Source organism: Kocuria rhizosphaericola (genome assembly GCF_044462205.1).
Taxonomy (GTDB): Bacteria; Actinomycetota; Actinomycetes; order Actinomycetales; family Micrococcaceae; genus Kocuria; species Kocuria rhizosphaericola.
Map to the genome: position 1 here is coordinate 38124 of NZ_JBISWK010000069.1, position 12641 is coordinate 50764.

General features: G+C 66.7%; 10 protein-coding genes. 4 read left to right on the top strand and 6 right to left on the bottom strand.

Annotated elements, in window-relative coordinates:
• The first annotated feature begins 258 nt into the window (after window positions 1-258).
• Both ACH9D2_RS07135 and ACH9D2_RS07140 read left to right on the top strand, forming a co-directional pair.
• A complete protein-coding gene (locus ACH9D2_RS07135) occupies window positions 259-1692 on the top strand; it encodes an ATP-binding protein (protein ID WP_396362145.1) in 1434 nt (477 codons plus the stop codon).
• Window positions 1693-1715: 23 nt separating this feature from the next.
• Window positions 1716-2333, top strand: a complete 618-nt coding sequence (locus ACH9D2_RS07140; RefSeq protein ID WP_396362146.1) for a response regulator — start codon at window positions 1716-1718, stop codon at window positions 2331-2333.
• Window positions 2334-2524: 191 nt separating this feature from the next.
• Here the strand turns inward: ACH9D2_RS07140 and ACH9D2_RS07145 are convergent, their stop codons facing one another.
• Window positions 2525-3037, bottom strand: coding sequence for a hypothetical protein (locus ACH9D2_RS07145; RefSeq protein ID WP_396362147.1), 513 nt, complete (start codon window positions 3035-3037; stop codon window positions 2525-2527).
• A gap of 885 nt (window positions 3038-3922) precedes the next feature.
• On the opposite strand from ACH9D2_RS07145, the gene ACH9D2_RS07150 reads away from it, so the two are divergent.
• The gene (locus ACH9D2_RS07150; RefSeq protein WP_396362148.1) at window positions 3923-4561 is read left to right on the top strand and encodes a recombinase family protein; all 639 of its coding nucleotides are present in this window, start codon (window positions 3923-3925) and stop codon (window positions 4559-4561) included.
• Window positions 4562-4853: 292 nt separating this feature from the next.
• Here ACH9D2_RS07150 and ACH9D2_RS07155 read toward each other — a convergent pair whose 3' ends face one another.
• The gene (locus ACH9D2_RS07155; protein ID WP_396362149.1) at window positions 4854-5747 is read right to left on the bottom strand and encodes a proline iminopeptidase-family hydrolase; all 894 of its coding nucleotides are present in this window, start codon (window positions 5745-5747) and stop codon (window positions 4854-4856) included.
• An 881-nt stretch (window positions 5748-6628) separates the two neighbouring features.
• Between ACH9D2_RS07155 and ACH9D2_RS07160 the strand changes: the two genes are divergently transcribed.
• Window positions 6629-7219: a recombinase family protein gene (locus ACH9D2_RS07160; RefSeq protein ID WP_396362150.1), complete on the top strand. Its 591-nt coding sequence runs from the start codon at window positions 6629-6631 to the stop codon at window positions 7217-7219.
• Window positions 7220-7471: 252 nt separating this feature from the next.
• On the opposite strand, the gene ACH9D2_RS07165 is transcribed toward ACH9D2_RS07160, so the two are convergent.
• The 4 genes from ACH9D2_RS07165 to ACH9D2_RS07180 all read right to left on the bottom strand — a co-directional run bounded on the left by ACH9D2_RS07165 (window position 7472) and on the right by ACH9D2_RS07180 (window position 12623).
• Window positions 7472-9088, bottom strand: coding sequence for an amidohydrolase family protein (locus ACH9D2_RS07165; RefSeq protein ID WP_396362151.1), 1617 nt, complete (start codon window positions 9086-9088; stop codon window positions 7472-7474).
• Window positions 9057-9482, bottom strand: a complete 426-nt coding sequence (locus ACH9D2_RS07170; RefSeq protein WP_396362152.1) for a nuclear transport factor 2 family protein — start codon at window positions 9480-9482, stop codon at window positions 9057-9059. The genes ACH9D2_RS07165 and ACH9D2_RS07170 overlap by 32 nt, the downstream gene beginning before the upstream one ends.
• Window positions 9483-9702: 220 nt before the next feature.
• Window positions 9703-11139, bottom strand: a complete 1437-nt coding sequence (locus tag ACH9D2_RS07175) for an aldehyde dehydrogenase family protein (protein WP_396362153.1) — start codon at window positions 11137-11139, stop codon at window positions 9703-9705.
• A gap of 155 nt (window positions 11140-11294) precedes the next feature.
• On the bottom strand, window positions 11295-12623 hold the full coding sequence (locus ACH9D2_RS07180) for an FAD-dependent oxidoreductase (protein WP_396362154.1): 1329 nt from the start codon (window positions 12621-12623) through the stop codon (window positions 11295-11297).
• Window positions 12624-12641: the final 18 nt, after the last annotated feature.

The window sequence follows — 12641 nt, forward strand, 5'->3', positions numbered from 1 at the left end:
CGGACAGTCTCCCGCGGCCCGTCGGGATACCTCTGTCGATGCCGCCTGAACACTGACCCTCGGGCGCCGGGCGGATTCAACGGCGATAAGGGTTCAATATTCGCTCGGCGTTGACAACCTCACTGGATGCCCTGGCTCTCGCCTGGCTCCGGTGGCCAGCCGGCAGTGCAGCGGACAGGCCGTGGGGTAGGTGTCGACGGCGCGAGAGACCGGGGGTAGAGCGGGTGGCCGTCCTGGGCCGGCCGTAGGATCCGTTGCATGCACTCCACCTACGGCCCCGTGGACGACCGCCGGGATGAGGGACGTCCTGGGCGTGCTGCCGGCCTGACGCTGGCCGGGTGGGCGGTCGGATTGGTGATGACCGGTCTGGTGGTGTGGAGTCCCCACGTGCTGTTCGGCTACCACAGCCCGTCATTGCACCTGGTGCTGGACTCGGCGGACGCGTGTGTGGCCCTGCTGGTGGCGTATCTGCTCTCGGGGCGGTTTGTGCGGCGCCGGAAGCTGCAGGACCTGCTGCTCGCCCAGGGGCTCGTGTTCCTGGCGGTCGCCGGGCTCGGCCTGTCCTGGGTGGGCGAGTTGTTCAGCGAGGACCGCAGTGGTGTCCTCGAGGTCTGGCTGCCGCTGACGCTGCGGCTTGTCGGTGCGGTCCTGGTGGCGGCCGCCGCGTTGGTGCCCCCGGCCCGAGAAGCGCCCCGGGTGTCGTGGCCGTTGCCGGTGGTCGTTCCCATGGTGGTGATCGGCGTGGCGACCTTGGCCCTGTGGGCCGGGCGGTCCGGCCTGCCCGTGGCTCTCGATCGGCCCGGTGACGTGGCTGCGCAACCGGCGCTGCTGGCGGGCCACCCCCTGCTCCTGAGCGTCCAGGGAGCCGCGGCGCTGTGCTTTTTCGTGGCGTCCATCGCCTTCACCCTGCGGGCGGCCAACCGGGCCGACCCGTTGCTGCGCTGGCTGGGTCCGGCGTGCGCCCTGGCGGCCTTCGCCCGGGTCAACTACGTCCTGTTCCCCTCGCTCTACACCGACTGGCTCTACACCGGTGATCTGCTGCGGACCGGCTTCTACCTGCTGCTGTTGATCGGGGCGGCTCAGGAGATCACACAGTACTGGGACGCCTCCTCCCGGGTGGCCGTGCTCGAGGACCGGCGCCGCCTGGCGCGTGAGCTGCACGACGGGGTCATCCAGGAACTCGTGCTGCTACGGATGGAGGGTTTCTCCCTTCCCCCCGACCTCCCCGTCCGGGACCGGATCCTTTCTACCAGTGACCGGGCGCTGGATGAGGCCCGCGCTGCGGTGCACGTCCTCGGCCGGGGTGGGGACGAGCCTTTGGGTGTCGTCCTGCAGCGGACGGCGCGGGAGCTGGCCCAGCGCTACCACGTCGAACTGGAGACCGATCTCGACCACTCCATCGACGCCAGCCCGGAGCAGCAGCACACCTTGTTGCGCATCACCCGTGAAGCCGTGGCCAACGCGGTGCGCCACGGTCGCGCCGGGCACCTGCATGTGCGTCTGAGCAGGGACGGTGGCCGTCGGCGGCTGGTCGTCCAGGACGATGGGACGGGCTTCGACGTCATCCGGACCACGGGCGCCGAGGCGGGCTATGGTCTGATCAGCATGCGGGACCGGGCCCGGACTCTGCCCGGGTCTCTGGAGGTGACGTCGCAACCCGGGGAAGGAAGCGTGGTGACGGTGACGTGGTAGCCCGTGATCGGCTTCGGGTCGTGATGGCCGATGACCACGCCCGGATCCGGGCGAAGGTCCGTCAGGCCCTGGAAGCGGGCGGGTGCGAGGTGTGCGGAGAGGGAGCCACCGCCGAAGAAGCAATCCAGCTCGCCACGCGGCACCGCCCCGACGTGGCGCTGCTCGACATCCACATGCCCGGCAACGGGATCCACGCCGCTCAGGAGATCCGTCGCACTCTGCAGCAGACCGCGGTTGTGATGCTCACCCAGTCCGGGGAGGACGAGGACCTCTTCGACTCCCTGCGGGCCGGCGCCGCCGGATACCTGCTCAAGAGCACCGACCTGACCACCCTGGCCGGCGACCTGCGAGGAGTGCTCACCGGGGAAGCCGCCATGTCCCCGGCACTGGTGACCCGCATCCTGCAGGAGTTCCGGGGACCCAGCCGACGGGTCTTCGGCCGGAAGTCGGAGGCCGCGGCCAAGCTCAGCTCACGGGAGGCGGAGGTCATGGAGCTCCTGGCTGAGGGCCTGTCCACCCAGGAGGTGGCGGACAAGCTGTTCCTCTCCCCGACCACGGTGCGCGTCCACGTCTCGACCGTCCTGCGCAAACTGCGCGTCAAGGACCGCCAGAGCGCCTTCCGCGTTCTCCGCGAGGAGTGAAAAATACTGGTCCGTATGGCGCAGAAGCATCGGACATATCTCCATGTATTCCTGCTAGCGTCTTGATCAGCTCAGGCGAAGCTCTTGGTCACAGCGATAAGGAAGGCCTTCCCGGTCAAACCGGGAAGGCCTTCCTTATCGCTAGGCGCGGCGGGAAATATTTGCCGGCTCAACGGAGTGAGAGGCGGAGGTCAACCGATCGCGACCCGGGTGTCGCCCACCTTTACGTACAACGTGGTAGGTCCAGTTTCGGTGGTCTGCTCGGGGTTGATCGCCGTCCAACCGGTGGGGCAAGTCAGGTAAGCAGGACCATCGCTACCGGTGACTACCTCCACCGGTGTGCCTGAATACCCCGAAAGGGTGAAACCCGTGATTTGGTTCCGTTCACGAGCGATCGCATCGACGACTCCGGACGTAGTCGTGGTGGTCGTCCTCGACCGCTCCTGCGTCTGAGGGCCAGCGTCCCTGTCACAAGTCCAAGTTCCTACTGTGGTCGACTCTGTCACCGCTTCGAAATCGACCTGCCCTGCGTTGTCCTGCAGCTGCTTGTTGTTCCAGCCGAAGGCCAGTTGCACGTCGCCCTTGCCGACGAACCCGTTGCCGGTGGCCGGGTCGAAGGTGACGGCCGCCAAGGCGGGCGCCGCGAAGGCCATCGTCGCGGCGAACGTGGTGGCCGCGATCCCGGACAGAATTCTCTTGTTCATGGTGTTCCCCTAAATTGCGCGCGCCCTGATGAGGGCGTCCTGTGTTGAAAAGAGCAGAGGTCAAAGGTTTCCGTAGCCGGACCGGTGTCTTTCAGCTGCGGATCCCGGAATCGTTGAGTCGATCAGTAGTGACGGAGACCGTCCTCCTGATCTGCTGAACCTGGTTCCAGGCCTTCTCCCCTGCATGGGCGGCAAGCCCCCGCCTGCCTTATTAACCAGATTAGGCGCGAAGAAGATCTTGTTGTTTATGTGAAGCGTTCAAACGCCTAAACGCACCCCGTTTGCTTATGTGCAGTTACTGAAGATTGGGTGATGTCGTTCGGAGTTGACGTTCGGGAGGTAGTGCAGGGGTAATTGTGGAGGCTTCAGAAGCCTCCAGCGATGCACCGGGGTTTTGGAGGACTGGGTTGATGACCTTGGGCGTTGCATGCGCGGTTCCGGGGTCTCGAAGGAGGCCGGGATGCGTGGGCTTTCACCGGTGCGGAGGCTTCTGGGGGTCGACGTCTGGGCTGGGCAGCCCGAGGAGCCCCGTTACCTTCTTCGTAGCTCCCCCGTCCAGCAGGATGGGGGGTGCTGACCGGTCGGTTGCCGGCATGATCGTTTGCCCCCAGTCTGTGAACCGCAGCGACAAGTGGCGGTGTTCTGACGGAGCTAAATGGCGGCATCGAAGTCTTGCGGCCCGATCGGAGTCGCCGGGCCGGCCGAGTTCGGGGTAATCAAGGGTTTGACCCGGCTTTGATGTCCGTCCCACTTCCTTGGTAGTGGGACGGCCAGCGGGGATGTCCCTCTTCGACGACTATGGATAGCGAATGAGGTACCAAAAGCTAGGCCCATAACAAAGTTCCGGTTAGACCGTACGGAGTCGACTTCCGGTACCCTGACGGCATGGAATTGGGCTACGCGCGGGTCTCGACGGCCAAGCAAGACCTCGATCGGCAGATCGATGCCCTCCGGCAGGTCGGGATCGCGCCCGAGCGGATCTATGTGGACAAGAAGTCCGGGGCCACCACGGATCGTCCCGGGCTGGCTGCGGCGCTGGCCTACGCCCGCCAGGGCGACGTGATCGTCGTGCACACCCTGGACCGACTCGGACGCACCGTGCGCGACACCCTGAACCTAATCCACGACCTCGCCGAGCGGGGAGTGGGAGTGCGCAACCTGGCCGATCCGATCAAGGTGGACTCCACCAATCCGAGTGATCCGATGGCGCAGCTGGCGGTGGTGCTGCTGGCACTGTTCGGGCAGATGGAACGCACCTACACCCTCGAGCGCGCCGCTCATGCCCGGTCGGTGGCCACCGCCAAGGGGAGGCGGATCGGGAGGCCCTCGGTGGTGGATGCGGACAAGCTGGCCTACGCCGCGCATCTGCGCGAGAGCGGGCACACGATTGCTGAGATCGTGGCCAAGACCGGGATCACCCGCACCACTCTCTACCGCCATCTCCCGCCCCGGCCTCCGGATGTTTTGACGGCTGGGCCGGTCACCGCTGTCGAGCTCGACTCCGGTGCCGGTTCGACGGACTGATCCGGGCTCAGGCCCGGTGATGGGGCAGTTGTTCCCCGTAGAGCAAGACGTCGCTGCTGCCAGGGCTTTTCGGTGACAGGGGCATCGACTCTCGATACCGCTCCTGGTTAACCGTGGTCCGGCTCGAGTGCTCCCTGGGGTCGCCGGTGACATCGTCGTTCACGGCGCCCCGAGTGCCGAACGGACTGTTCTGTTCATATCCGAGGTGGTGCCGCCCGAACCGGACCCGCTTTCACCGGTCCACGGGCTACCTGCGGTCTATGGGACATGACAGCAGCGGCGGTTCCGATTCTTATCCGGATGCTGATGGGTCGTGACGGTGCAGGAAGTCGCGCACTACTTCGAGGTAGCGCTGTGGTTCCTCGAGGTGAGGGACATGGCTGCTCTCCTCGAAGACGACCAGCTCGGCTCCGGGCACCAGGCTCTGGTAGTACGCGGTTTCCTCAGGCCGGGTTTCGCCGTATCGACCGCAGAGGAACAGTGTGGCCACTTCCAAGGAGCTGAGGCGGTCGGTGACGTCGTAGTCCTTGTGGATGCCGGTGAGGGTGAACTCGTTCGGGCCCTGCATCCGCTCGTAAATGGACTGGTTCAGCTGGTTGAAGGTGCGCATCAGGACCTCGGGCCAGGGATCCAGCCGGCACACGTACCGGCTGTAGAACTCCATCGCCGCTTCCTGATACTCCTCGGAGTCCGTGGTGCCGGCCTCTTCATGCCGGTCCAGCACCGCGCGCACCTGCCCGGGCAGGGCCGCACGAAGCGCCGCGGCGCCGGCGGCGAAGCGCGGCATGCTCAGACAAGGGTCCGACAGGATCAGGCTGGCCAGCCGTTGCGGTGAGCCCAGTGCGTACTCGGTGGCGACGATTGTTCCCCAGGACTGGCCGAGCAGGTGGATGCGGGGGTAGCCGAGGGTCTCCAGGACCTGGCCCAGTTCTTCGACCATCCGCTCGTTGGTCCACAGGTTGAGGTCCTCTGGGGCGTCCGATTTGCCGGCACCGAGTTGGTCGTAGAACACGACCGGGCGTTCGTCCGCCAGAGCTTCCAGCGGTTCCAGATAGTCGTGGGTGCCCCCGGGGCCGCCGTGCACGGTGACCAGCGGGACAGCGTCTCCTGCCCCGACGACACGAAACCACGTGCGGCCCCCGCGGGTCTCTACGTAGCCTTCTTCCACGTGCAGATCAGTAGCCATGGTGCTCTCCGTAGAACCAAGAAGAAGTTGGTACCAGCTCCTTCCATCGATTAGACGCCTGCCCTCAAACCGCGTCAACGGCCCCGTTCGAGAGCATGCGCGCCAGGAACGTCACTGCTCTCAGTGGATCCTTCTCCCGTCAACGACGGTCCGGAAGTGGGCAACGGCCCTGTCGCATCTGCCCCGTGTTGGCTTTTTCGTCGACACTTCGAGCTCGGGGCGTTCCGGTGAGACGAACGAGGGCGGTGTACACCGCCTGGGCCTTCGGGGTCCGCATGGCTTCGAGGTGCGCACAAATCTGCTGGAGCGTATGGGGGTCCAAGCGGTGGCCCTCGGCGCTGTCCCGGCACGCCGTCCAGTCCACAGCGGCCGCGTAGCGGTCACTGATCAACGACTCGTGGAGGTGACAGTAGAAATGCAGGGGAGCTGCCGTGAGCTCCGAAAAGGTGGCCGCCGTCCAGGCCACCACCGGCAGCACGGACACAGCCTCCTGGGCGCACCCACTCACCTCACAGATCATCCCTGGTGTCATGGCGCTACTGTGCCGGGGCCCGCGGCCCACGGATAGGGGTCCGTGCATCTTCATGCGTTTATGAACTGGGGTGCCCACGGCAAATGGGGGAGGGCATGTCGGTGGTACAGCGGGGTAACCACCGGCGGGGGACCCGAGGAGCGCAAAGGCAAGTCCCAGGCATTCACGACTGATCCCCTCCGGCACTATGCGCCTCTGGGAAACTCGCATCCCATGGGATACGAGACGTCTCATCCCAAACATTTGCGGCCGCATAATCCCGCGGATCCGGGTGTCTCGCATCCTTGTGCTTTATCCATGCCCCTAGAATCGGGTGCTCAACGTCAGTTGCGAGACAGATGAGGTAGACATGGGGAAGCTCATCGGGTATGCCCGGGTGTCGACGCGTCAGCAGGATGCTGACCGCCAAGTGTCCGACCTCCTGGGCGCTGGCGTGCGGCGCGATGACATCTATACGGACCATGGAGTGTCTGGAAGCCGCGCGTCTCGTCCAAACCTCGATAAGGCGGTGGCCGCGCTCGAGTCGGGGGACACCTTGGTCATCACCACGTTGGATCGGCTGGGGCGGTCGACGCAGAACATGCTGGCCTTCGCCGAATCGCTGCGGGGGAGAGGCATTGGGCTGCGGGTGCTCAACCTCGGTGGGGGAGACGTGGACACGGCCACCCCGATGGGCTCGATGGTCTTCACTGTCATGGCCGCTTTGGCGCAGATGGAACTGGAGATCAAGCGGGAACGGATCACCGATTCGGTGGCCAAGCGCAGGGCCGCTGGCAAGGATCTTGGTGGGCGCCGCCAAACCTTCACCGATTCTCAGATCCGCAATGCGCTGCGGCTCATCGAGTCCGGGGAGCCGGCCACTCAGGTGGCCCGCGACCTTGGCATGTCGCGGGCCACCCTGTACCGGCGTATCAGAGACCTCCCTATCCCTGTTGCTTGAACGGGATGCCGCCGACAACGTCGATGTTGCAGAAGTAGCTCACCAGCGGATGGACCATCGTGCCGGTCCCGTGTGCTTTCCCGGTTCGGCATCTGCGGTGCCCTTGAGGTGGCAGGATACGCACGGCTTGAACATCAGTTCCCAATCCCCGTTGGAGATCACCACCCAGCACAGAGCCTGGGTGTAGGCGGGAGGGAGTGGGGAGATGGTTGAAGTCCCCTGGATGCTCGGACGCCGGAGAGATGGCCCTGCTCATGGGGCTGTGTAGACGGTTGTGCCTTCGAAGACCGTGGCCAGCACTTGGGTGGCGCCGGTCTCCTCAATGGGGATGTCGAAAAGGTGCCGGTCCAGCACGATGAAGTCCGCGGACTTTCCGACCTCCAGGCTGCCTTGCACATCCTGCCGCCCGATGGCGCGGGCCCCGACGATGGTGACGGCCTCCAGGGCTGCGGTGAGATCCACTGCTTGGTTCCCGTGCTGGAGCATGCCTTGCAGGCCGGGGAACAGGTTGGGATTCTCGGTGATGATCCAGTCGGAGCCCACCGTCATCCATGCCCCGTGGTCCAGTACGGTGCGGAATCGGAAGCCGTCCTGCAACCCGTACTCGGGGATGTGCCACATCGCCGGCGACATCTCCGCGGTGACGTTGAGCTCCTGGAACCGGCCGTAGTCCTGCTCACTGATGAAACCGGCGTGGGCGACCTCGTGGGCCGGTCCCTCCGGGCCGTTGTGCCGACGGACGTGGGCGATGGCGTCCAGGGCAGTGCGCACCGCGCCTTCCCCGGCACAGTGGATCTTCACGGTCAGCCCGGCGGCGTCGAACCGGGTGAGAGCTTCGGTCAGCTCGGCCGGTGGCACGAGGATCTTGGACTTCTCCACGTCTCCTTCCTCTGTGAGCCCGGCTTGGGTGGTGTGCGGGGGCAGGGGAGCTCCGTCCAACCAGATCTTCACGAAGCCGGTGTCCACGTGCTCGCTGCGCCATTGATGCCGGTTCTCGATCAGCTGGTCCAGCTCGGCGGCACTGGCCCCGCCGAAGCCTTCCTCGCGCCAGACGAGGTGGGCGGCGATTCTCAGGTGCAAGGCCTTTTGCTGCTCGAGGGCCCGGAATGCCCGCAGTGCCTGAGGGTTGGCCGAGGCCTCCTGGACGGAGGTGATGCCGTAGCGGTGACACATCGATACGGCCCAGGCCACGGCCTCGGCGCTGACCTGCTCGGGGTGGTCAGGTATGGCCCGCATGACCGGCCACCGGGCTTGCTCCACCATCTCGCCGGTCAGTTCACCGCTGCTGCGGCGAAGGAAGCGGCCCCCCGGCGGATCGGCCACGGTCTCGTCGACGCCGGCCAGTTCCAGGGCGCGGGTGTTGGCCAGGCCGTGATGGATCGAGTAGTCGTAGAGAAATACCGGCTGGTCCGGGAAGGCCTCGTCCAGGAACCGCCGATCCACCTCACCCACGGCCGGAGGGAAGAACTCGCCGCCGACGACCCACTCGTTGCCGTGGGCATCTCGGGGATGGGCGCACGGGCAGGACGTGAGGTCCCGGATGATCTGCCGGCTGTCCGCACCCGGGCTCAGGCGGGGCTCAAAGCGGAACTTCAGCCCGCTGAAAAGCAGGTGCAGGTGGGCGTCATGGATGCCGGGCATGACCATGCGGCCTTGCAGATCCACGATCTCAGCCTCTGACGGGGCCACATCGCGGATGTGGTCCTCGGTGCCGATCGCCGTGATCGTGGGGCCGTCGACGAGCATGGCTTCCGCCCAGGGCTGCTCGGGGTTGACGGTGTAGATACGGGCATTGACGAACGCTGTGCTCACGAGCATGTCCTTTCCGGTGGTTGCCTCACAGACCCAGCTGGGCAGCCGCCGCAGCACGATCCCAGTAGCGGTGCGTTTCGGTGATCTTGCCGTCACCGACGCTGTGCACATCACAGAAGGCCAGCGAGGTCGATCGGTATGTAGGGGAGACCTCCCCGGCCGGAGTGATCAGTGGCCCCTCGTGCACGCCCACACCGTTGAACTCGGCCACCACCACCTCGCCACCGCCACGCACCACCAGGTCTTCACACCGTCCCCGTGGGAAAGGGGTGCTCCAGGCGAAGTAGTTGTCCTGTTGTCCCTGGGCTCCCGTGTACCGCTCTCCCGTGGGGACGTTGAGCCAGAGGGCGTCTTCCGTGAAATGCGCCAGCCACCGTTGAAGATCTCTGTCGTTGTAGGACCGATAGAGGCTTGCGATCAGCTCGACGGGTGAAGTGGTGACAGTGGGCATAGCAGATCCTTTTCAGAGATCACTCCCGCGCATACGCGGATTGAAAAACTGGCGAGAACGTTGGCGCTCATGCCACAGCACTCCATGTCGCGGCCGCCCGGAAGTTCAGCGGCCGCCGCGTGAGAGGCCAATCGATACGTGAGACCACGGCAATTTCGTACGAAGGTGGCGTCGGCCCCCTGGAGGTCCCGACGCCACCGTCGTCTGCGGGCAGAGTTGCTCAGCTGTTGATGACCTGGGGGGCGCCAAGGTGCTTGAGGCCTTCCACACCGAACTCCAGGCCGTAGCCGGACTGCTTGGCCCCGCCGAAGGGAATCCGCGGGTCGACGTTGCCGTGCTTGTTGATCCACACCGTGCCGGCCTCGATGCGGGCGGCGACTTCGCGGGCCTTGGCGGGGTCAGCCGACCACACGGAAGCGCCCAAGCCCACCTCCAGGGAGTTGGCCATCTTGATGGCCTCCTCGAGGTCGGTGTACTTCACGATGGGCAGGGCCGGGCCGAACTGCTCCTCGGCCACCAGCGGGTTGTCGTTGTCCAGATCGGCCACCAGGGTGGCCGGGTAGAAGAACCCGGGCTTGCCAGCCTCGGGGTTCCCGCCGATGAGCACCCGGCCGCCGCCGGCCTTGGCCTTCTCGACGAGGTCGGCCACGACGTCGTACTGGGCCTGGTTCTGCAGCGGGCCCAGCACATTGTTCTCGTCCAGACCCGGCCCCATCGGCATAGCCGCGGCGATTTCGGTGAGGGCCTCGCACACGGCGTCGTAGACGTCGGCGTGGACGTAGAGGCGCTTCAGTGCGGCACAGGTTTGGCCGGTGTTGATGAACGCCCCCCAGAACAGGGTCTCGGCAATGGACTGCGGGTCGACATCGGGGAGCACGATGCCGGCGTCGTTGCCGCCGAGCTCCATGGTCAGCCGCTTGACGTTGTCGGCGGAGTTGCGGATGATCGCCTTCCCGGCCGGGGTGGATCCGGTGAACATGATCTTGTCCACCCCCGGGTGGGCGACCAGGCGCTCACCGATCTCACGGTCGCCGGTGACGACCCGCAGCACGTCGGCCGGCAGCACCTGGTTAATCACTTCCACCAGGGCCAGCACGGACAGCGGGGTGTAGCCGGAGGGCTTGACCACCACGGTGTTGCCCATGCGCAGGGACGGGGCGATCTGCCAGGTGTGGATCATCATCGGCCAGTTCCATGGCCCGATCGCCCCGACCACGCCCAGGGGCCGGTAGCGCAGCTCCGCCTTGGTGCCCTCCTCGTCGACGAGGGTCTCCGTCTCCAGTTCCAGGGCGGCGGTGGCGCGCAGCCAGGCCGCGCACGCCCCGACCTCGAAGCGGGCGCCTGCGCCGTTGAGCGGTTTGCCCTGCTCCCGGGAGAGCAGCTCGGCCAGCGCCTCGGCGTTGGCCTCGACCGCGTCGGCGGCTGCGTTGAGGAGCGCCGAGCGTTCGGCGTGGCCGCGGGCGGCCCATTCCGGCTGCGCGGTGCGGGCGGCGGTCACGGCCGTCTCCAGGTCCGTGAGGGTGTGCTGGGGGGCCCGGCCCACGACCTCTCCGGTGGCCGGGTCGAGCAGGGTGCGCCCGCCCTCGGCGGGCTGGATCACCGCCAGCAGCTCGGCCGCACTCGCGAAGGTGGACAGGGCGGGGGACGCGGCAGTCATGGAAGTACTCCTTGGTCGTGATCGGGCGGATCGCGAAGATCGATGGATTCCAGGTCGGCGCCACGCAGAAGGCGGCGGCGACCTCGTGGAGGGGTGGAGCCGGGGCAGGCCTGACGGCGGCTGAGAACCTGCCCCGGCGGTCTGTGGGTGGAGGCTCAGGCGGTGAGCCGGGCCTCCACGGGGCGGGGCTGGGCCAGCAGCTTTTGGATGCGGCGGGCGGCGGTGAGTCCGCTTTCGATGGCGCCGTCGATGAATCCGCCCCAGCCGGTGGCGTAGTCGGCTCCGGCCAGGAAGACCCGTCCGTCGGGGCGCTGGAGGTCTTCGAAGCACTCGGTGAGGTGGCCTGCGTAGTGCATGGGCCAGGTCTCCCCGGCGTACTCGTCGTCGACCCAGTTGTGCCCGGTGACCTCCAGGACCTCCAGCCCGGGTACGAGCTCGTCGAGCATGGCCTGGGCGGCGGTCACGTCGTCGATGGGCACCGCGGTGGCGTCGGGGCCGAAGGCAACCAGGGTGGTGGTGTCGGTGTCGAAGTACTCGGCCTGGACGAAGTTCAGGGGCGATTCGGCGGGCGCGAAGGCCACGAACCGCTCCTGGCGCCCGGCCACCTTGATCCACAGCTTCGCCCCGCGCCCGGCCTGGCCCCGTTGGGCGGCCTTGACCTTGGGCGCGGACAGGGCGGGGGTGAACTCGATCCCGCCCAGGGCGCCCAGGGGCAGGGTGACGACCACGGCCGCGGCGGTGTGCTGCTGCCCGTCGGCGGTGGTGACGGTCGCGGTGCCCTCGGCCTGGTCCACGGCGGTGACCGGGGTGTTCAGGTGCAGGTCGATGTCGGCGTCGGCGCGGATGGCGTCGATCAGCGTTCTCGTGCCGCCGTCGATCTTGTAAGTGGCGCAGGCCTCGAACATCAGTTTCCAGTCCCCGTTGGAGATGGCCGCCCAGCGCAGGGCCTGGGTGTAGGCGGCCTCGTCCAGGCGGCCGTTGAAGTTCAGCGCCCAGAACGAGCGCACCAGGTCCCGGACGTCGGGCTCCAGGTCCAGGTCGTCGATGGCCTGGGCCAGGGTGGTGCTGTCGATCTCGGTGCAGACCGGGTTGTGCAGTGGCTCCCAGGGCAGCGGGAAGATTTCCCGGGAGCGGGCCAGCAGGGCGGTGTTGGCCTCGTCCATCAGCTCGAGGATGTCCTCGGCCCCGCCCTTGACGATCTGCCCGTCGATGCGGTGATAGCCGGTGGTGAACTCGGCCCCGGCGACGGGCCGGATACCGTAGCGGCCCATCTCGGCCCACACGAAGGGCTGGATCCAGTGCACCCAGGTGCCACCGATCTCCAGCGGCCGGCCCATCCGGTCCTCGAGCCAGGTGCGTCCGCCGATGCGGTCCTTGGCCTCGAGCACGGTGACGCTTCGGCCGCGCTGGGACAGTTCCCGGGCGGCGGTCAGTCCGGCGAAGCCGGCGCCGATGACGATGACGTCACTGGTGGTCTCATTCATGGCGAACTCTTTCCGAGG